Origin of the sequence: Halomonas sp. H10-59 (assembly GCF_040070555.1) — a bacterium.
GTDB lineage: Bacteria > Pseudomonadota > Gammaproteobacteria > Pseudomonadales > Halomonadaceae > Halomonas > Halomonas litopenaei.
In genome coordinates this window covers 3,637,715-3,658,370 of the sequence record NZ_CP098828.1, presented here as the reverse complement: position 1 = coordinate 3,658,370, position 20,656 = coordinate 3,637,715, and the positions used below count along the sequence as shown (strand labels likewise).

General features: G+C 64.3%; 18 protein-coding genes. 15 read left to right on the top strand and 3 right to left on the bottom strand.

Annotated elements, in window-relative coordinates:
• Positions 1 to 48 precede the first annotated feature (48 nt).
• The gene (locus NFG57_RS15880; protein WP_348814744.1) at positions 49 to 807 is read right to left on the bottom strand and encodes an aspartate/glutamate racemase family protein; all 759 of its coding nucleotides are present in this window, start codon (positions 805 to 807) and stop codon (positions 49 to 51) included.
• Between the two features lie 770 nt (positions 808 to 1,577).
• On the opposite strand from NFG57_RS15880, the gene puuE reads away from it, so the two are divergent.
• The 3 genes from puuE to NFG57_RS15865 all read left to right on the top strand — a co-directional run bounded on the left by puuE (position 1,578) and on the right by NFG57_RS15865 (position 4,010).
• Entirely contained in the window at positions 1,578 to 2,519 is a 942-nt protein-coding gene (gene puuE, locus NFG57_RS15875) for an allantoinase PuuE (RefSeq protein ID WP_045995184.1), read from the top strand.
• A gap of 77 nt (positions 2,520 to 2,596) precedes the next feature.
• Complete coding sequence (locus tag NFG57_RS15870) at positions 2,597 to 3,088, top strand: ureidoglycolate lyase (protein WP_045995185.1); 492 nt, start codon at positions 2,597 to 2,599, stop codon at positions 3,086 to 3,088.
• A 79-nt stretch (positions 3,089 to 3,167) separates the two neighbouring features.
• A complete protein-coding gene (locus NFG57_RS15865; RefSeq protein ID WP_045995186.1) occupies positions 3,168 to 4,010 on the top strand; it encodes a bifunctional allantoicase/(S)-ureidoglycine aminohydrolase in 843 nt (280 codons plus the stop codon).
• A 66-nt stretch (positions 4,011 to 4,076) separates the two neighbouring features.
• On the opposite strand, the gene NFG57_RS15860 is transcribed toward NFG57_RS15865, so the two are convergent.
• Complete coding sequence (locus NFG57_RS15860) at positions 4,077 to 6,131, bottom strand: EAL domain-containing protein (protein ID WP_348814743.1); 2,055 nt, start codon at positions 6,129 to 6,131, stop codon at positions 4,077 to 4,079.
• A 597-nt stretch (positions 6,132 to 6,728) separates the two neighbouring features.
• On the opposite strand from NFG57_RS15860, the gene gcl reads away from it, so the two are divergent.
• The 9 genes from gcl (at position 6,729) to NFG57_RS15815 (ending at position 16,448) form a co-directional block, all read left to right on the top strand.
• Positions 6,729 to 8,504: a glyoxylate carboligase gene (gcl, locus tag NFG57_RS15855; protein ID WP_348814742.1), complete on the top strand. Its 1,776-nt coding sequence runs from the start codon at positions 6,729 to 6,731 to the stop codon at positions 8,502 to 8,504.
• Between the two features lie 83 nt (positions 8,505 to 8,587).
• Positions 8,588 to 9,367 (top strand): hydroxypyruvate isomerase, encoded by a 780-nt coding sequence (gene hyi / locus NFG57_RS15850; RefSeq protein WP_348814741.1) that lies wholly within the window; start codon positions 8,588 to 8,590, stop codon positions 9,365 to 9,367.
• A 46-nt stretch (positions 9,368 to 9,413) separates the two neighbouring features.
• Positions 9,414 to 10,298, top strand: a complete 885-nt coding sequence (locus NFG57_RS15845; RefSeq protein ID WP_045994097.1) for a 2-hydroxy-3-oxopropionate reductase — start codon at positions 9,414 to 9,416, stop codon at positions 10,296 to 10,298.
• 581 nt (positions 10,299 to 10,879) lie between these two features.
• Entirely contained in the window at positions 10,880 to 12,355 is a 1,476-nt protein-coding gene (gene pyk, locus NFG57_RS15840; RefSeq protein ID WP_045994096.1) for a pyruvate kinase, read from the top strand.
• Between the two features lie 162 nt (positions 12,356 to 12,517).
• The gene (locus NFG57_RS15835) at positions 12,518 to 13,240 is read left to right on the top strand and encodes a GntR family transcriptional regulator (RefSeq protein ID WP_045994095.1); all 723 of its coding nucleotides are present in this window, start codon (positions 12,518 to 12,520) and stop codon (positions 13,238 to 13,240) included.
• A 46-nt stretch (positions 13,241 to 13,286) separates the two neighbouring features.
• The gene (gene modA / locus NFG57_RS15830; RefSeq protein WP_348814740.1) at positions 13,287 to 14,102 is read left to right on the top strand and encodes a molybdate ABC transporter substrate-binding protein; all 816 of its coding nucleotides are present in this window, start codon (positions 13,287 to 13,289) and stop codon (positions 14,100 to 14,102) included.
• A gap of 7 nt (positions 14,103 to 14,109) precedes the next feature.
• Positions 14,110 to 14,778 carry a molybdate ABC transporter permease subunit gene (gene modB, locus NFG57_RS15825; protein WP_045994094.1) on the top strand — a complete coding sequence of 223 codons (669 nt, stop codon included), beginning with the start codon at positions 14,110 to 14,112 and terminating at the stop codon, positions 14,776 to 14,778.
• 2 nt (positions 14,779 to 14,780) lie between these two features.
• Complete coding sequence (locus tag NFG57_RS15820; RefSeq protein ID WP_108448254.1) at positions 14,781 to 15,929, top strand: ABC transporter ATP-binding protein; 1,149 nt, start codon at positions 14,781 to 14,783, stop codon at positions 15,927 to 15,929.
• A gap of 9 nt (positions 15,930 to 15,938) precedes the next feature.
• A complete protein-coding gene (locus tag NFG57_RS15815) occupies positions 15,939 to 16,448 on the top strand; it encodes a DUF192 domain-containing protein (RefSeq protein ID WP_045994092.1) in 510 nt (169 codons plus the stop codon).
• Here the strand turns inward: NFG57_RS15815 and NFG57_RS15810 are convergent.
• A complete protein-coding gene (locus NFG57_RS15810; protein ID WP_348814739.1) occupies positions 16,445 to 17,341 on the bottom strand; it encodes an EamA family transporter in 897 nt (298 codons plus the stop codon). The two genes, NFG57_RS15815 and NFG57_RS15810, sit on opposite strands and share 4 nt — an antisense overlap.
• A gap of 423 nt (positions 17,342 to 17,764) precedes the next feature.
• On the opposite strand from NFG57_RS15810, the gene NFG57_RS15805 reads away from it, so the two are divergent.
• From NFG57_RS15805 to NFG57_RS15795, 3 genes are all read left to right on the top strand, one after another.
• Complete coding sequence (locus NFG57_RS15805) at positions 17,765 to 18,787, top strand: DctP family TRAP transporter solute-binding subunit (protein ID WP_108132557.1); 1,023 nt, start codon at positions 17,765 to 17,767, stop codon at positions 18,785 to 18,787.
• Positions 18,788 to 18,876: 89 nt separating this feature from the next.
• Positions 18,877 to 19,353, top strand: a complete 477-nt coding sequence (locus NFG57_RS15800; RefSeq protein WP_045994089.1) for a TRAP transporter small permease — start codon at positions 18,877 to 18,879, stop codon at positions 19,351 to 19,353.
• Complete coding sequence (locus NFG57_RS15795; protein WP_045994088.1) at positions 19,343 to 20,638, top strand: TRAP transporter large permease; 1,296 nt, start codon at positions 19,343 to 19,345, stop codon at positions 20,636 to 20,638. The genes NFG57_RS15800 and NFG57_RS15795 overlap by 11 nt, the downstream gene beginning before the upstream one ends.
• Positions 20,639 to 20,656 lie beyond the last annotated feature (18 nt).

Below are 20,656 nucleotides of genomic sequence, written 5' to 3'. Positions count from 1 at the left end.
TGTTATGGGTCAAGCCTTGTCATGCGGTCAGGGGGCAGAGGGAAGGGGTCAGCGGCCGGTGGTCTCCAGATCCAGATGGGACAGATGCTGGAAGGTGCCACTGAAAGCCTTGGGTCGGGGAAAGGCGAGGTCACCGGTCTTGCAGGTGCCAAGGCCCAGCCCTACCAGTGCCTCGCTCAGCTTCACCGCCGCCGTCACCCCTTCCACCACCGGCAGGCCCACCTCGCGGCTGATGGTCTCGGTCAGGTCGGCCATGCCGCCGCAGCCCAGCACGATGGCGCCGATGCCGTCCTCGTCCCTGGCACGACGGCTCTCCTCGATGATCTTGTCGAGTGCGCAGTCGCTATCGTCTTCAAGGTCCAGCACCGGGATCTCGGCGGCACGCACTCGGCGACACTGGTGGCGGAAACCGTACTGGTCGAGCAGGTGCTCGGCGATGATCACGGTGCGTCCCAGGGTGGTCACCACCGAGAAGCGCGTGCTGATCAGGCTGGCCATATGGAAGGCCGCCTCGGCGATCCCGATCACCGGTGCACGGGTGGCTTCTCGCGCCGCCAACAGGCCCGGGTCTCCGAAGCAGGCCACCACGTAGGCATCGACCTGGGCTTCCCTGTCCATGCGCAGGACTTCCTCGACCACGCCCACGGCGCTGATCGCCTCGTCGAAATGGCCCTCGATGGAAACCGGACCACTGACCGGCTGGGAGGCGGTGATGTGCGTGCCTGGCGCGGCGATGGCACTGCCGGCGAGGCGAATCGTCTCGGTCATGCCGGCGGTGGTGTTGGGGTTGATCAGGTGGAGATGCATGCCTGTCTTCCTTCATGGACGAGGAATTAATATCTTTGTACACAAAATAGATCGATATCGGATACGCATCAAGGGCTGAATTGGTCGAGCGCGGTTGGCGGGGAAACGCCTTAAAAAACAGTGCAGTGAGTGTTTTTATGGTGCGACGGTCACGATCATGAGGAGTGTGAACTGTAAATGAATACTAGATTGTCGATATGGTCAGTACAATTTCATGGTAATTATTGTATACAGTATGTCGTGTCTGGACTTCATGCGGCCTGTCGTCATGAACGGTATGGGCAGTGAGGGGAGGGGCGTGGGCGAGTTCTGCGGCGAAGTACGATGTGCCTTTTCCCCTGGTAGGGGATCGATGAAGGTGTTGCCAAGAAAGTGAGTACAGTCTATTTTTAGTTTGTATACATAATGGCGTGCGGTGACGTCACGCACGGCGCGCGAAGGCAGGCGCAAGGGAGGAGCGAAGGCAGGCGCAAACGCTGCGCCCGGAGGGTAGCGTTCAGCGGAAGTGTCTCGTTGAAACGATCAGCCCAAGCGCGCCATTCGGGGAGCCCCAGGCGTCGTTGCTCATGTGTCTGGCTAAAAGCGCCTGGTCCCGTGTGCCTGCCACCACGACCCGAGCACCAGGTTCCAGAAACCGTGTTTCAGCTGACCATTCAACCGCAGGCGCCCGGGACCGCAGGTACGCCACCTTGCTCTGTCGCCTATGTACTTGCACGCTCGCACGGCAGTGGTGGCCCCGGCCATCGCCCGACTTTCAGGAGAAGCTACCCATGACAACAACATCCTATCCGCGTGATCTGATCGGCTATGGTCGCACGCCTCCCCATGCCAACTGGCCAGGCAAGGCCAGGATCGCCGTGCAGTTCGTGCTCAACTACGAAGAGGGCGGCGAGAACTGTGTACTCCATGGTGATGCGGGCTCCGAGCAGTTTCTGTCCGAGATCATCGGTGCCGACAGCTATCCCGATCGCCATCTGAGCATGGAGTCGATCTACGAGTACGGCTCCCGTGCCGGGGTCTGGCGAGTGCTGCGGGAATTCGAGCGGCGGGGGCTGCCGTTGACGGTATTCGGAGTCGCCATGGCGCTGGAACGCCACCCTGAACTGGCCCACGCCTTCAAGGAACTGGGGCACGAGATCGCCTGTCACGGCTATCGCTGGATCCACTACCAGCAGGTCTCGGAGAAGGTCGAGCGGGAGCACATGCGCAAGGCCATCGAGATCTTCGAGCGGCTCTACGGCGAGCGTCCTCAGGGTTGGTACACCGGCCGCGACAGCCCCAACACGCGGCGGCTGATACTCGACGAAGGCGGTTTCCTCTACGACAGCGACTACTACGGCGACGACCTGCCGTTCTGGACCTGCGAGGCCGACAGCCAGGGCCAGCACCATCCGCATCTGGTGGTGCCCTATACCCTGGACAGCAATGACATGCGCTTCGCCGCGCCCCAGGGCTTCAATACCGCCGATCACTTCTTCACCTATCTGCGTGATGCCTTCGATGTGCTCTACGCCGAGGGCGAGGACTCTCCCAAGATGCTGTCGGTGGGCCTGCACTGCCGCTTGATTGGCCGTCCGGGACGTTTTCGCGCCTTGCAGCGCTTTCTCGACCATATCGAGGCCCACGATCGGGTCTGGGTCACCCGGCGGATCGATATTGCCCGCCACTGGGCGGAGCAGTTTCCCGCGCCGACGCCGGCGCCGATCGGCTGACGCAAGCCATCGCCCTGATCTCCCCGAGTGTCGACCGCCTCGGGGAGCCCTTTCTCGCCCGTACTTCAGGAAATACCATGCTCGAATTGACCGCACATCCCCTGACGGCGGAGGCCTTCGCCCCCTTTGGCGAGGTCATCGACGCGCGCAACTCCGCCTCCTTTCCGATCAATGCTGGTCGCACCCAGCGCCACCATGATCTGGTGCCGATCGAGACCCTGGGCGACAACGCGCGGCCGATGATCAGCCTGTTCGTCAGCCAGCCCATCGAGTTGCCGCTGACGCTGTCCTTTCTGGAGCGCCATCCTCTCGGCAGCCAGGCCTTCATGCCGCTGCATGAGGAACGCTTCATCATCGTGGTGGCTCCGGCCGGCGATAGCATCGACCCTGCCGAGGTCCGTGCCTTCGTCACCGACGGCCGCCAGGGCGTCAACTACCGCGCCGGTACCTGGCACGCCATCCAGTCCGTGCTGGAGCGTGAAGGCGAGTTTCTCGTCGTCGATCGCGGTGGTGACGGCAACAATTGCGATGAATACCCCCTCGAGATTCGCGTCACCCTGGGTGAGTGACGAGCCCCGTCGACCGGGCGAAAGACACGGCTTAGCGATACAGCTGCATGGCATATGGGCCAACAACAAGGATTTTTCAATGAGCGCTTCCCAACCGACACGACACTACTATGCGCCCCGCGGTGGGCATCCGGACCAGAAGGTGATGACCACCGACAGGGCGATGTTCACCGAAGCCTTCGCGGTGATCCCCAAGGGCGTCTATCGGGACATCGTCACCAGCAAGCTGCCCCATTGGCACAACACCCGGCTGTGGGTGCTGTCACGGCCGCTGTCGGGGTTCGCCGAAACCTTCTCCCAGTACATCATGGAAGTCGGCCCGGAGGGCGGCAGTGAACGTCCGGAGCCCAACCCTCAGGCGGAAGGCGTGCTGTTTGTTGTCGAGGGAGAGCTTGAGCTGACCCTGGCGGGCCAGGTGCACGTGATGGTGCCCGGCGGCTACGCCTTTATCCCTCCCGGCAGCGACTGGCAGGTGCACAATCGCAGCAAGGAAGCCGTGCGTTTCCACTGGATACGCAAGGCCTACGAACGCGTCGACGGTATCGATCTGCCCGAGCCCATCGTCACCAACGAGAACGATATCGCGCCGACGGTGATGCCGGATTGCAACGAGGTGTGGGCGACCACCCGCTTCGTCGATCCCGACGACATGCGTCACGACATGCATGTGACGGTGGTGACCTTCCAGCCCGGCGGAGTGATTCCCTTCGACGAGACCCATGTCATGGAGCACGGCCTTTACGTGCTCGAGGGCAAGGCGGTGTACCACCTCAACCAGCAATGGGTCGAGGTCGAGGCGGGAGACTACATGTGGCTGCGCGCCTTCTGCCCGCAGGCATGCTACGCCGGTGGTCCCGGTCCGTTCCGCTACCTGCTGTACAAGGACGTCAATCGGCATATGAAGCTGCCGACGCTGGACTGACCGACCAGGGCCTCGACCCGGAAAGCGAGCTCGATCGAGGCCCCCGACCCCGCCCCCTCTCGCCCCTTATAGGGAACCTGCTGCGTGCTGCTCCTGGCGCAGCAGGGTTTCCAGCGCGGGGGCCTCCATCGGACGGTAGAGCAGGAAGCCCTGCATCAGGGTGACGCCGATTCGTTCGAGGCGAGCCTCCTTGGCGTCCTTGTCGACGCCCTCACAGATGACCTGCAGGCTCAAGTGCCGGCACAACTGGTACACCGATTCGACGACACTGGCCTGGCGGGGCAGGTGGATATCGTCGATCAGCGTCTTGTCCAGCTTGATGAAGTCCACGCCAAGCTGGCTCAGGTAGTTGAAGGAGGAGTAACCGCTGCCGAAGTCATCCAGTGCGAACTGGACGTCCATGGATTGAAACAGCTTGATATCGGAAAGCGTCCGGGGAAGGTCCTCGAGCAGGGCCTGTTCGGTGATCTCGATGCCCAGCGAGTTGACCGGGCAATCGTTGAGCGCATTGAAGAAGCATCGCCGGACGTTGCCGCTGGAAAAGAACAGTGGCGTCACGTTGATGAACAGACGCTTGGAAAACCCCGCCTCATTCCACTGCCGCACATGGTGAGCGGCAGTCCTTATCACCCAGCATTCGATGCCTTCCATGACGCCGGCGTGGTGGCGCAGCACGTCCAGAAACTGCGGGGGATGCAGCAGGCCCTGGGCATCGCGATAGCGCAGCAGGGCCTCGATGTGCTTGATGCGGTGAGTCCTGACGTCGACGATGGGCTGGAAAACCAGTTCGAGCTGGCCTTCGTTCAGCCATTTCAGGGTTCGGTCTGCCTGCTTGATACGACTCCAGCGGCTGACGTTCTCTTCCATCAGCACGATATCCAGGGCGTCATCGCCAAACGCCGAGTCGCTTGCATTGCGCGAGGGAAAGACCGGGTATTCATCCTTGCTGGAGCGCTCGCGGTGGACATAGCGGCGCCACGCCACGCTGTATATCAGCACCCCGCAGCCGATACAGGTCAGTTGCAGCAGCATCGATGGCAGGTAGACGCCATCGAAGGCCAGGTAGCTCGAGATCAGATAAGGCACCGCCCAGTGGACGCTGTTGGGTGGCGGCGCCACCCAGCCCATGGACATGGCGGTGTAGGCCAGGCTGGCATTGATCGTCGGCACCGAGATAAAGGCCCAGGCCATGCGCAGGTTGAACACCAGCGGTATGCCAAAGACCAGGGTCTCGCTGATGTTGAACAAGGTCAGCGGGGCGGAGATGCGCGCCAGCGACTTGTACTCCCGGCGTGAACTCACCACCAGCATCACCAGCATCAGGCACAACACCGAGCCCGCCCCACCCGGGGTGGCGTAGAGGGTGAAGAACTCAGGCGAGGGCAGCCCCAGCACGTCACTTTTGTTCTGCAGGTATTCGAACACCCCCAGCATGGTGGCGTAGCCGTGGATGGCGAACAGCGACAGCACCTGCAGAAACATCACAAACAGGATGACCTCCAGGTGATAGGGAATACGGTCGACCAGCAGCGCATAGATGTCCTGGGCGTAGCGATCGGCGAGGGCGACGAAGGCAAAGCGCAGCACAATGGCCAGCATGACTGCCATGACGCCAGGCAGCACGTAGCGCAGGTTGAAGGTGATCATCTGGCTCATGACCACTCGCTGGGGATGGCTCCGGGTGTTCTCCCGGGCGAACAGCTTGAAGGTGGTGTGGGTCAGCAGGATCGCGGGGTAGATGGCGATGGTCGACCCCAGGCTGCGGGTCTGCTGGCCGACTTCGGCGTAGAGCTGGTCCCAGCCACACAGGATCCAGAACACCGGCAGCGACACCAGCATGACGGCCGGCGCTCGGATACGGTTGTGGCTGTTCAGTGACCAGCTCAACGACAGCAGGATCACTTCGGGAAACAGCTCTCCGAGATAGCGCGCCAGGTGGCTGACATAGACGGCGATGCCGGTGTCGATGCCAGCGAAGTGAAACAGATTGGCGGCCACGGTCACCGCTGCCATCACGATGACGTAGGGCAGGATCGACAGATAGGCGTTGCGAATGGCCAGCAGGGTGCGATGCGCCGACAGGCTGGACAAGCGCTCATCGATATCGCGAAAGTTGGCCATCGTGTCGATCACCGTGGCAGTCGATCTCGAGCGCCCGGTGACGCTTGCGCGCAGGAGAGCGGGGCAGGGGCAAGAGCAAGAGCAAGAGCAAGAGCAAGAGCGTCATTGGCTGGCGCACCATGAAACGCAGGGCAAGGTTGCCTTCCCGTCTGGTCATCAGAGGCGATTGGGGCGGGTGCCCGCCAATCCGGCGGCCTGTCCCTTATGTGCTTTGAACCGCACAGTTTATCGAGTATAGCCCGTTGCTGTTCGGGTGAGTGTTCCTGTTCCACTCACTCTTCTTGACGTTTCCTCTGGTTCATCCGCACGGCGCCGTGCTTTCGAACCTTTCCTTGTCCGCGCGACCGCCAGTTGTCGCGCGATTCGCTCTGATGGGTGACGCCCGTTACGGCACATCTCGCCGATCACTCGTTGTATCAGGGACTTGCCTACGCAAGTTGGCTGACGCCAACGGGCTAATGGAAAAAATTTCCAAAACTGTTTGCGGGCCGCTTGTCTGGCTGCTAGAAATAATGGAAAGAAATTCCAAAAAAACAGTTTCGTATGATGTTGCGCTGCAAAAATGTATACAATAATAGACGATTCAGGAGATGCATCATGACTCGCATGACTGCTGCCGACGCCGCTGTTCACGTACTCATCAAGGAAGGTATCGAGGTGGCCTTCGGCGTGCCCGGGGCCGCGATCAACCCCTTCTATTCGTCGATGCGACGCGTCGGCGGGATCGACCATGTGCTGGCGCGCCATGTCGAGGGCGCCTCCCACATGGCTGAAGGCTATACCCGCACGAAGGCCGGCAATATCGGGGTCTGCATCGGCACCTCCGGGCCTGCCGGAACCGACATGATCACCGGGCTCTACTCCGCCAGCGCCGACTCCATACCGATCCTCTGCATCACCGGCCAGGCTCCGGTCAGCAAGCTGCACAAGGAAGACTTCCAGGCGGTGGATATCCAGGCCATCGCCGGGCCCGTGACCAAGTGGGCGATCACCGTGCGGGAGGCGGCCCAGGTGCCGCACGCCTTCCAGCAGGCCTTCCAGATCATGCGTTCCTCGCGTCCGGGGCCGGTGCTGATCGATCTGCCCATCGACGTCCAGTTGACCGAGATCGAGTTCGATGTAGACGCCTATGAGCCCCTGGCGGCCTACAAGCCGCGGGCCAGCCGTGCCCAGTGCGAAAAGGCCCTGGGTATGCTCAACGAGGCCGAGCGCCCCTTGCTGGTGGCGGGAGGAGGCATCATCAACGCCGACGCCGCCGGCGAGCTTCAGACCCTGGCCGAGCTGCTCGGAGTGCCGGTGATTCCGACCCTGATGGGCTGGGGCGCGGTGCCGGACGATCACCCGCTGATGGCGGGCATGGTGGGGCTGCAGACCTCCCACCGCTACGGCAACGCGACCCTGCTCGAGTCGGACTTCGTGATGGGGATCGGCAACCGCTGGGCCAACCGTCACACCGGCAATCTCGAGACCTACACCGAAGGCCGCACCTTCGTGCACGTCGATATCGAGCCGACCCAGATCGGGCGCATCTTCGGCCCCGACTACGGCATCGTTTCCGACGCCAAGGCGGCGCTCGAGACGATGGTCGAGGTGGCCCGCGAGTGGCGTGAACAGGGGCGGCTCAAGGATCGCAGCAGCTGGGTGGCGTCCTGCCAGGAGCGCAAGCGCACCATGCTGCGCAAGACCCACTTCGACGATGTGCCGGTGAAGCCCCAGCGGGTCTACGAGGAGATGAACAAGGTCTTCGGTCGCAACGCCCGCTACATCAGCACCATTGGCCTTTCACAGATCGCCGGGGCCCAGTTCCTGCACGTCTATCGACCGCGCCACTGGATCAACTGCGGTCAGGCTGGCCCCCTGGGCTGGACCATTCCTGCCGCCCTCGGTGTCTGCCGGGCGGATCCCGAGGCCGAGGTAGTGGCGCTGTCGGGGGACTATGACTTCCAGTTCATGATCGAGGAGCTGGCGGTTGGGGCGCAGTTCAAGCTGCCCTACGTCCACGTGCTGGTGAACAACGCCTATCTCGGCCTGATTCGCCAGGCCCAGCGCGGCTTCGACATGGACTACTGCGTGCAGCTCGCCTTCGAGAACATCAACTGCGAGGAGATCGACGGCTACGGCGTCGACCATGTGTCGGTGGTCGAGGGACTGGGCTGCAAGGCGCTCAGGGTCAGTCGGCCCGATGACATTGCGCCGGCGCTGGAGCAGGCCCGCGAGTTGGCCCGTCAGCACCGCGTGCCGGTAGTGGTCGAGGTCATCCTCGAGCGGGTCACCAATATCGCCATGGGCACCGACCTGACCGGTATCAACGAGTTCGAGGCGCTGGCCGAGAACCTCGAGGACGCACCGAGTTCCATCGCTGCCTTGACCTGATTCAGCTCGAACTGAGAGCGACGGCCGCCGTGGTCTGGCGGTCGTCGATCGACGAAGTGTCTTACGCGCAACAGGAGATTTTCATGGCCAAGTTTGCCGCCAACCTGAGCATGCTGTTCACCGAAGTGGACTTTCTCGATCGCTTCGAGGCCGCCGCCAAGGCCGGCTTCCAGGGTGTCGAGTACCTTTTTCCCTATGATCATCCCGCCGAGGAGATCAAGGCGCGGCTCGACGCCCATGGCCTGACCCAGGTGCTGCACAACCTGCCGGCCGGCGACTGGGCCGCCGGAGAGCGCGGTATCGCCTGCCACCCGGATCGCGTCGAAGAGTTTCGTGCCGGCGTCGACACCGCGATCGCTTACGCCACCACCCTGGGCTGTGGTCAGGTCAACTGTCTGGCCGGCATCGTGCCCCAGGGCGTCAGTCAGGACGAGGCTCACCGTACGCTGGTCGACAACCTGCGCTACGCCGCCGAACGCCTGGCCGACGCCGGTATCGTGCTGTTGGCCGAGCCGATCAATACCCGTGATATCCCGGGCTTCTTTCTCCATCGCACCGAACAGGCGCTGGCGCTGTTCGATGAGGTGGGCAGCGACAATCTGAAGCTGCAGTACGACATCTATCACATGCAGATCATGGAAGGGGATCTGGCGCCGACGATGGAGCGTCATCTCGCACGCATCGCCCACGTGCAGCTGGCGGACAACCCCGGACGTCACGAGCCGGGCAGTGGCGAGATCCACTATCCCTTCCTTTTCGCCCACCTCGACCGGATCGGCTATCAGGGCTGGATCGGCTGCGAGTACAAGCCGGCCACGACCACCCAGGAAGGCCTGGGCTGGTTCGACCAGGCCGGGGCGTGATCCCGATATTCGTAACCCCCTGAAAGATCAGGCAAGGAGAATCACAATGAGCAAGATCGGTTTTATCGGACTGGGCATCATGGGGCGTCCCATGGCAGGACATCTGCTGGATGCCGGGCATGAGTTGGTCAGCGTCAAGCGCGGCAAGCTCGACGCGACCCTGGCGGAAAAGGGACTCAGTGAGGTCGCAAGCCCCAGGGCCGTGGCCGAGGCCAGCGAGGTGATCATCACCATGGTCCCCGACACCCCGGATGTCGAAGACGTCCTGTTCGGCGAAGACGGCGTGATCGAAGGGCTCAAGCCCGGCACCCTGGTGATCGACATGAGCTCGATCGCCCCCCTGGCGACCCAGGAATTTGCCCGTCGTATTCACGAGGCCGGGGGCGAGTATGTCGACGCGCCGGTATCCGGCGGCGAGGGGGGCGCCATCAATGCCGCCCTGACGATCATGGTGGGCGCCACCGAGGAAGGCTTCAAGCGTGCCTTGCCGCTGTTGGAGGTGATGGGCAAGACCATCACGCATATCGGCGGTCACGGGGCCGGGCAGACCTGCAAGGTGGCCAACCAGATCGTGGTGGCGTTGACCATCGAGGCGGTATCCGAGGGATTGCTGTTCGCCTCCAAGGCCGGTGCCGACGTGGCCAAGGTGCGTGAGTCGCTGCTGGGTGGTCTGGCCCAGTCGAAGATCCTCGACGTGCACGGTGAGCGGATGATCCAGCGGACCTTCGATCCTGGCTTTCGTATTCGCCTGCATCAGAAGGATCTCAATCTGGCACTGGAAGGAGCGCGAGGGCTCAATCTGGCGCTGCCGGGTACCGCCAACGCTCAGCAACTGTTCCAGTCCTGTGCCGCCCTGGGTGGCAGCGACTGGGATCACGCCGGTATTGTGCGTGCCCTCGAGGCCCTGGCCGATCACGAAATCGGTCAGTAGACGGGTTCGAGCCCTCGGGCCGGCAAGGTCCGGGGGCCGGGCAGGGAGATGACTGCTCCCTGAACGGCGGGTGTGAGGTCGTCACTCGTCGGGATCGCGCAGGCGATCCTTGCTCGCCGATGGGCCCCCCCATTTTTCCCATCGGTGAGCTCTTTTTGCTGTCAGGCGACGCTTGATGCCAGGCGATGCTGACCTGAGCCCTGGTTGTCCTTCTTCCTGGGCATCTCTCTCGTATCGACGGAAAGAGGGATTGCGATAGCCTCTTGAGCAAGGCAGCCTTGAACAGGTATCACTGCTGGCGAGCCCCGCTATCACGAAAGTTTTGTAGTTTAATTACAGGCCGCGATCAAATTTTCCTGCGCTGGAATTGGCGTGCTCGAATTCCGTGATGATCCTTGTCTATCATCAGGTTGCGCCTAACCTTGGCGCATCGTAGAGGTGGTGGCACCAGCATCTTGGCCTTTAGTGGTGGTCGCTACAGCGATCATTTTGTAGTAAAATTACAGGATTCGGATCTGGATGCCATCGAAGTGGCTTCCACCTATCCTGCTTGCGTCATTTTCGAACCAGTCGAGGACAGCATGAGCCAACTCCCGCATACCCCCGTACGTCGTACCAAGATCGTTGCCACCCTCGGGCCCGCCAGTGATCGTGAAGGGGTCCTGGAGGAGATGCTGCGTGCCGGCGTTGACGTGGTTCGCCTCAATTTTTCCCATGGCAGCGCCGACGACCATCGCCGCCGCCTGAACGAGGTCCGGACCATCGCCGATCGACTCGGTCGCAGTGTGGCCGCGCTGGGGGATCTTCAGGGACCCAAGATCCGCATCGCCCGCTTCGCCGAGGGGGCGGTCAATCTGGAAGAAGGCGCTGACTTCGTCATCGATGTGTCGATGGATTCCCAGGCTGGCGACGCCACCCGGGTCGGCTGCGACTACAAGGAACTGGCCGACGACGTGGCCGGTGGCGACCGTCTGTTGCTGGACGATGGCCGCGTGGTGCTGGACGTGGACCGCGTCGACGGCAGCCAGATCCATACCCGTGTGGTGGTCGGCGGCAAGCTGTCCAACAACAAGGGCATCAACAAGCAGGGCGGTGGCCTGTCGGCGCCGGCACTGACCGACAAGGACAAGGAAGACCTCAAGACCGCCATCGATATCGGCGTCGACTATCTGGCCGTGTCCTTTCCGCGCACCGCCGAGGACATGCTGGAGGCGCGTCGCCTGCTGGGCGAGGCCGGCGCCGAGATCGGCCTGGTCGCCAAGCTCGAGCGCGCCGAGGCGGTGGCCTCCGATGAAACCCTGGATGGCATCATCGAGGCCAGTGAGGCGGTGATGGTGGCGCGTGGTGACCTGGGCGTCGAGATCGGTGACGAGAAGCTGATCGGTACCCAGAAGCGCATCATCAAGCATGCCCGCAGCCATAACCGCGCGGTGATCACCGCCACCCAGATGATGGAGTCGATGATCGAGTCGCCGCTGCCCACCCGGGCCGAGGTGTTCGACGTGGCCAACGCGGTGCTGGACGCTACCGACGCGGTGATGCTGTCGGCCGAGACCGCCGCCGGCGACTACCCGGTGGAAACCATCGAAGCCATGGATCGCGTCTGTCTGGGCGCCGAGCGCGAGCGTATCGCCCAGGAGTCCGGGCACCGCATCCACGAAGGCTTCGAGCGCATCGACGAGACCATCGCGCTGTCGGCGATGTACGCCGCCAACCATCTGGAGGGGGTGGCCGCCATCGCCTGCATGACCTCCACCGGTTATACGCCGCTGATCGCCTCGCGCATCCGCTCGGGCCTGCCGATCGTCGGGCTGGCCCACAACCCAATCGCCCAGCGGCGCATGGCGCTGTATCGCGGGGTCATCTCGCTGCCCTTCGACACCAGCGAAATGTCCGCCTCCGAGCTCAACGACCGCGCCCTGGAGCGTCTGGTTAACCACGGCGTGGCCGTGCCGGGGGACCACGTCATCCTGACCCGCGGCGACCACATGAACGCCCACGGCGGCACCAATACCCTGAAGATCCTGGACGTCAACGACGGTCACGTCGCTGGCTGAACCTTCACTCAGCCCGATGCACAGGTTCCGCGCCCGATCCAATGGATCGGGCGCGGTCGTTGTGGGGTGCCACCACTGGTGTATACATATGATGCGCTGAATGTGGTGCAATGGCAGAAAACGTGAGAAGGTCAAGCTTTCCAAGATGATGGGTAGGCAGCAATGAGCAACGCCTGGCAGCAAGAGGTGCTGGCCGAGATCAAGGCCGGGGGACGCATCAGCGATGGGGATATCGTACGCCAGGTTCGCCGAGCCGTGTTGGCCCAGCGGCTGCCGCCGGGCACTCGACTGCCCGAGGTGACGCTGGGCGAGGTGTTCGGCGTGAGTCGTTCGGTGGTGCGCAAGGCGCTGACGCGTCTGGCCTCCGAGTACGTGGTCGACCAGCGTCCCAATCAGGTGGCGCGGGTGCGCTCACCGGACGTGGACGAAACCCGCCAGACCTTTGCCGCCCGGCGTCTGGTGGAAGGTGAGCTGGCGGCGCTGACCGCCGGCACGCTGCCATCGACGGTACTGCTGCAGATCGAGGATCGTGCCGACCGTGAGCGTCAGGCCTTTCTCGCCAATGATGAGCCTTCGCGCATCGAACATTCCCTGGCGATCCACCACCTGCTGGCGGAGCATTCTCCCAACCGGGTGCTGGGCACCATGCTCACTGACCTGATCCTGCGCACCTCGATCGTTATCGCGCTGTACAAGCGCCAGGGGCTCGGTAGCTGCTATCTCGAGGGCGATCACCACCGTCTGCTCGAGCACCTGCGCAGTGGCGACGCCGCAGCCAGTCGCAACGACATCGAGCATCACCTCGACAGCCTGATGGGCCTTCTCGACCTGGGACCACGGGACAGCCGTATCGACCTCAAGTCGATCCTGGGCGGCGAGGGTTGAGGCGAGACTCCTTTCTTCCTGATTGCCGCCGCGAGCCGTGTTGATCATGCGTTTTCCCTTGTCGATCCTTCTCCTTGGCCTGTCTCTCGGACTTGCACCGATGTCCGCCGTGGCCGACCGGGTTCACGTCGCGGCGGCGTCTTCGCTACAGCTCGCGATGCCCTCCTTGATCGAGCGCTTCAAGACGAGCGACAGCGACGCCAGCAAGGATGGCGACATCGACCTCAGCGTCACCTTCGGCGCCTCGGGCAATCTTCAGCGCCAGATCGAACAGGGGGCGCCCTTCGCGTTGTTTCTGTCGGCGGACGAGCGCCGCGCCCGGGACCTCGAGCAGGCCGGGCTGACCCAGGGCGAGGGCGTCGACTATGCCCAGGGCCGGCTGGTCTGGCTGCAGCGTGACGGCCGACCGCTGCCGCCGCAGGACGCACCGCTTGAGGCGGTGCGCGAGGCGGTCGCAGGGCTTGAGCAGGGAGGCCCTGCGCGGCGTATCGCCCTGGCCAACCCGCGCCACGCCCCTTATGGCATGGCCGCCCGCGAGGTGCTCGAGCGCCAAGGGCTGTGGCAGGCAAGTGAACCCCTGCAACTGTTGGGTGAAAACGTCGCCCAGGCCGCCCAGTTCGCGCTGTCCGCCGAGGCCTCCGGTGGCCTGGTCGCCTATTCCCTGGTCAAGGCGCCACGCCTGGCCGAGCGCGCTGCCTGGCGGCTGATCCCCGCAGACTGGCATCGACCCCTGGTACAGCGCATGGTGCTGCTCGAAGGGGCGGGCGCCGGCGCCGAGGCCTTCTTTGACTTCTTGCAGACGCCCGAGGCGCAGGAGATTCTGCGGGATTATGGTTTCACTGCGCCCGTGACCGGCGAGTAGCCGCTTTATGGACGCTCTGGCGCTGGTCGTCTCGCTCAAGCTGGCCTTGCTGACCAGTCTCTTGTTGTTGGCACCGGGTATCTGGCTAGGGCGGCGCCTGGCCCACAGCCGGTCACGCTGGCGGCCGCTGGCGGAATCCCTGGTGGCACTGCCGCTGGTGATGCCGCCCACCGTCATGGGCTTCTACCTGATGCTCGCCTTCAGTGCCGACGCCCCGCTGGGCGGCGCCTGGCAGGCGCTGACCGGCACCAGCCTGAATTTCTCCTTCAGCGGCATCCTGCTGGCCTCGCTGGTGGTCAACATCCCCTTCGCGGTACAGCCGATCCAGCGTGCCTTCGAGGCCTTGCCGGACCACCTGCGTGAGGCCGCCTGGTGCAGTGGGCTATCGACCTGGCGCACTTTTATGACCATCGAATTGCCGCTGGTGATGCCTGGCGTCATCTCGGCGCTGGCGTTGACCTTTGCCCACACCCTGGGGGAGTTCGGCGTCATCCTGATGGTCGGCGGGGCCATCGATGGCGAGACCCGCACCCTGGCGATTTCCATCTACGACCACGTCCAGGCCTTCGACGAGGGGGCCGCCGGGGTGATGTCAGCGCTGCTGCTGGTGGTCTCCTTCGTGACCATTGCGGTGGTCTACGGGCTGGCGGCGCGCCGCCGCTGGCGGGGGCGTTGAGCATGCACCATCACCAGGATGTCCATACGGGACTCGACGTCGACCTGGCCCAGCCCGGGCCGATCCCGCTCGAGGCGCAGTTCGCCTGCCGTCCCGGGGAGTTGCTGGCGCTGGTCGGACCTTCGGGCAGCGGCAAGTCGACCCTGCTGCGCGCCATCGCGGGGCTCTATGCTCCCGCCTCGGGGACGGTGCACTGTGGCGGTGAGCGGTGGTTTGACGCCGAACAGGGGGTCGTGTGGTCGCCGCAGCGGCGCAGGGTGGGGCTGGTGTTTCAGGACTATGCGCTGTTTCCTCATCTCGACGCCGCCGACAATATCGCCACCGCCCTGGGCCACCTGCCGCGGCGTGAACGTCGCCTGCGAGCCGCGCACTGGCTAGAGCGAGTCAACCTCGAAGGGCTGGAGCGGCGCCTGCCGCGAGAGCTGTCCGGCGGCCAGCGTCAGCGGGTGGCCTTGGCCAGGGCGCTGGCCAGGGAGCCACAGGTGCTGCTGCTCGACGAACCCTTCTCGGCGGTGGACCAGGTGACGCGCCGTCGGCTTCAGCGTGAGCTGGTGCAGTTGCGCGAACGCCTCAATATCCCCATCGTGCTGGTCACCCACGACCTCAACGAGGCCAGCGCCCTGGCCGATCGCCTGTGCGTGCTGCATGGCGGCCGGACCCTGCAGCAGGGCACCCCGAGCGAGCTGTTCCGGCGCCCCGACAGTCCCGAGGTGGCGCGCCTGCTGGACCGGCCGAACATCTTCAGCGGGCGAGTGGTCGATACCGCCCAGGGACTGCGCCTTGGCTGGGGCGAGTGGTGTCTTGAGGTGGCCGCAGGCCTCGAGGGACTCGGCGAGGGAGCCAGGGTGACCTGGTACCTGCCGGAATCCGATATCGTGCTGCAGCGCCGCGACCGGCCCTCCCGCGGGGTGCGGGAAAACCTGGTCACCGCGCGGGTAGACGAGCTGCTGGTGCTGGGCGGACAGAGTTCCGTGACCCTGAGGGTGCCCCACGAAAGCCAGCCCCTGCGCTTTGATATCTCGACCCACGCCGCCAGGCGCAATGGACTCGAGCAGGGTGCCTGGGTCAATGTCTCGTTGCTGGCTGCTGGCATCCACCTGATGCAAGCGGATAAGCTGCCTGCCTTGCCTGCCGATGACCATCCTGACTGAGAGGCCTCCATGACCCTGACTCGCCGTCGATTCCTCAGCTCCCTGGCGCTCGCGCCGGTGGCGTTTTCTACTCCCTTTCTGGCGACGTCGGCCTTTGCCGCCGCCGACAGGGAAGAGGTAACCCTGGTGGTCCATGGATCCCAGGGGCCGAGTCGTCTGACGGTCGAGGTGGCCGACGAGGCGGCGGAGCGCAACCGTGGGCTGATGGGGCGCGAGCGACTGGCCGATGACGCCGGCATGCTGTTTCTCTACGCCAGTCCCCAGGGGGTGCATAACGGCTTCTGGATGTATCAGACCCTGCTGGCGCTGGATATCGCCTTTATCGGTGCCGACGGACGCATCCAGGAGATTCGTCGCATGGAGCCCTGCCAGGGCGAGGCCCAGGAATGTCCGACCACCCGCCCGGCGTCGCGCTACCACGCTGCCCTGGAGGTCAAGGCCGGGACGTTCGAGGCGCTGGGCGTCGGTCCCGGCGACTGTGTCAGCTGGCCGGGCAGCAGCGAGAGCTGCAGCGGCTAGGGGTCCTTGCTGGGGGCGGTGGGTACCGGCGGGGTGGCGGGAGCACGACGAGGCCCGAAGCGGATGACGATCAGCGCCACCCCGGCGACCACCATGCCACCACCGCCCAGCTTGTAGGCGTTGACGCTGTCACCCAGCAGCACGATGCCGAGGATCACCGCCAGCACCGGCACCAGCAGCGTCAGCGGTACCACCCGGTTGACGTCGTGGCGCCGGATCAAGCCAAACCAGATGCCGTAGGCCAGGATCGAGGACATCAGGGCGGTGTAGAGCACCGCCCCCCATCCCGCAAGGCCGGCGTCGAGCATGGCCTGCCAGTGGTTGTCCTCGAACCACCAGGAGGCCAGCGCCAGTTGGGGAGTGGCGAACAGCGCGATCCAGCCGGCAATCGCCATCGGCGAGACCTTGGGTCCGAGCTTGATCAATAGCTGGGATACCGCCCAGCCCAGTGCGCTGGCCAGCAGCAGTGCGGTAGGCAGCGGCGCCGGCAGGGTCGGCCCGCCGGCCAGCACGCCAATGCCGCCGAACGACAGCAACAGTCCCACCAGGCGTTTTGCGCCGAGCCGCTCCCTGAGAAAGATCACCGCCAGCAGGGTGGCGAAGGGCGTACCCATCTGCACCAGCAAGGCACCGGTACCCGCCTCGGCCTGGCCGAGCCCGATGATCAGCAGGGCGAAGTTCATCACCCCGAAGGTCACCGACAGCAGTGCCAGGAAGGGCAGGTGATGGCGCGCCACCGGATGAAAGGGCACCAGCAGCGCGGCCACCAATGCCAGGCGCAGGGTGGTCAGGAGCAAGGGCGGCATGTCTGACACGCCAAGCTTGATGACGATGATGTTCAACGCCCAGATGACGATGACCAGGAGGCCGAGAAGGAGGTCGCGTAGGGGCACCGGTCGTCCTTGATGGGTAAAACGAGCAGCATAGCAGAGCCCCTGGGCCGGTCCGAGGGGCGCCTTCGTTCGACTGCCTTGTTCACCGCGTCATGCTAGCACCCCCTTCGCAGACGTTTGGTGTCCACGCTCTCACAAGCTCCAGCCGTGCAGCCCTCGCACGAACGACATGGCGAGGACATCTGAGCGTGCGTGTCCGAAGGCCAACGGGCCTTTCGCGCATCGCGCGGCACTTGTCGCGGATTACCGTTTGCAGGCATATTGAAAAGTCGACAAGATCAATACGTTTCTCCCTTAATCACCACACTCGACCCCCAGCCTTCGCCAGGCTAGATCCGGCTTCTGATGCAGCGCTTGTGTCAGGTGCCGGTCAGCGTTGGCCTGGCCAAGGGGGCATCAATGCAAGGACACGTCATGACATCTCTGTTCGGCTCGCGCTCGCCGTCTCGTTTCTCTCTCACCCTGGTCGGTGCGGCCATCGCCCTTGGCTCGCTGGCCGCCTCGGCGGACGTCGCAGCGCGTGAACTCAAGGTCTCCACGGTGCTTTCCGATGCCTTCCCCTGGGGCCAGGCCGCTCAGAAGTGGGCTGACCTGGTCGAGGAGCGTTCCGACGGCGAGCTGACGCTCAGGGTCTTTCCCAATTCCCAGCTGGTCAGCGGTGACCAGACCCGGGAGTTCTCGGCGATGCGCTCGGGGCTGATCGACCTGGCGGTGGGCTCGACCATCAACTGGTCGCCCCAGGTGCCGGAACTCAATCTGTTCTCCTTGCCCTTCCTGATGCCGGACGAGAGCGCGGTGGACGCGATCACCGAAGGTGAGGCCGGCGAGCTGGTGTTCCAGGCGATCGAGTCGCGGGGCGTGGTGCCGCTGGCCTGGGGCGAGAACGGCTTCCGCCAGCTGTCCAATTCCCAGGGCGTGATCGACGAGCCGGCGGACCTGGAAGGCCTGAAGATCCGGGTGGTGGGGTCGCCGCTGTTCCAGGACACCTTCAGCGCACTGGGCGCCAACCCGACCCAGATGAGCTGGGCCGACGCCAAGCCGGCGCTGACCACCGGCGCGGTGGATGGCCAGGAGAACCCGCTGTCGGTGTTCGACGTGGCGCGTATCGACCAGGTCGGCCAGGAGCACGTAACGCTGTGGAACTACATGAACGATCCGCTGATCTTCGCCGCTAACCAGCAGGTCTGGAGCACCCTGTCCGATGACGAGAAGGCGTTGCTGCGTGAGACCGCGGTCGAAGCCGGCGCCTGGGAGATCGCCATGACCCGCGAGCAGGAGAGCGAGCGCCTGGCGGCCATTCAGGAGCGTGGTGTGACCGTCACCGACTTGAACGAGGAGCAGCACGAGGCGTTCGTCGCGGCGACCGAAGGGGTTTACGAGAAGTGGGTACCGCGCATCGGCGAGGACCTGGTCGAGGCCGCCCGAAGCGCCATCGACGCGCGCTGAGCAACCGCTCTGACGCGGCGGTAAACCTTGTGCCGACCCTCATGATCGAGGGTCGGCGTTGATTGACTCCCTACCGACGCCCTTTCTCGATGAAACGTCCTGATGCACGAATCGAGCGCACCCTGGCCACCCTGGCGATCCTGATCATCGGTGCGATCAGCCTGGTCAATGTGGTGGTGCGCTACATCACCGGTGGTTCCTTTGCGTTCACCGAAGAGTTTTCTGTCTTTCTGCTGGTCATGTTGACCTTCGCCGGTGCCTCGGTGGCTCTGCGAAGCCATCGCCATATCCGTATCGGCCTGCTGGAGCGGGCGCTGCCGCCGCTTGGCTATCGCCTGCTGGTGATCTTCCAGGGCTTGTGCGGGCTGCTGGTGCTGGGCCTGATCACCTGGTTCGGTGCGCTCATGACCTGGCAGGAGTACCAGTGGCAGTCGTTGTCGCCCGGACTTGGGCTGCCCCAGTGGTGGTACCTGATCTGGCTGCCGCTATTGTCGGGGCTGATGTTCCTCCGCCAGTGCCAGGCGAGCCTGGAGCGACTGCGCGGAGGTGCTCACGATGACGCCTGATGTATGGATGCTGATCGCCTTTCTGGTGCTGCTGATCGCCGGCGTGCCGGTGGCCTTTTCGCTGGGCCTGTCCGGCGCCGTGGGCATCGTCACCGGGCTGTCGCCGGCGATGCTGGCGACCCTTGGCACCAATACCTACAACAGCGTGGCCAAGTATCCGCTGATCGCCATTCCGCTATTTATCCTGACCGGGCTGATCTTCGAGCGGGCGGGGGTCGCGGCACGCCTGGTGCGCTTCGCCCAGGCGCTGATCGGGCCTCGCCATGGTGGCCTCGCGGTGGTCGCGGTGGTGGTGTGCATGATCATGGGGGGCATGAGCGGCTCCGGCCCCGCCGACGCCGCCGCGGTGGCGATGGTGATGCTGCCGAGCATGACCCGCGCGGGCTATCCGCGGCCCTTCTCGGCGACCCTGATCGCTTCCTCGGCGTCTACCGCCATCCTGATCCCGCCTTCGGTGGCCTTGATCCTGTACTCCATCGTGGTGCCGGGAGTGGATCTGCGGGCGCTGTTCGCCGCCGGACTCTTTCCCGGGGTGCTGGCCGGCGCTTCGCTGCTGATTCCGGCGTTGTGGCTGTCCCGGCGCTATGGTTGGGAAGACCCTGCCGAGATGGAGCGCCCACCCATCGGCAAGAGCTTCCGCGAGGCGCTGCCGGCGCTGTTCGCGCCGGTGATCATACTCGGCGGTCTGCGCAGTGGCCTGTTCACGCCCACCGAGGCGGCGGTGGTCGCCGTGGCCTACGGCATCCTGGTCGGCCTGGTGCTGACCCGTGAGCTGTCGCTCAAGGACCTGTGGGGGCTGATGGGCGAGGCGGCGGTGGTGTCCGGGGTGGTCATGCTGATCATCGCCCTGGCGGGCATCTTCGCCTGGTCCGGGACCATGCTCGGCACCTTCCGTCACCTGGCAGAGTGGGTCATCGGGCTATCCGACAACGGCACCTTGCTGCTGCTGTTGATCATGCTGGCGGTGCTGGCCGCGGGCATGCTGCTGGACGCCATCTCGATCTACCTGATCATGATGCCGATCCTGATCCCGGTGATGCAGCACTTCGGCTGGAATCCGGTGTGGTTCGGCATCCTGCTGGCCATGAACATCGCCATCGGCCAGTTTACTCCGCCGGTGGCGGTCAACCTGATGGTGACCACCGAGGTCGCCAAGGTCAGGCTGGAGCAGACCCTGGGCTGGGCCATGGTGTTCGTGGCGGCGATGGCCTCGGCGCTGGCATTGGTGGTGATCTTCCCGGAGATCGCGCTGTGGCTGCCTCGGGTGCTGGGTTACAACGTCTAGGCCGCCTGGGGCAGTACC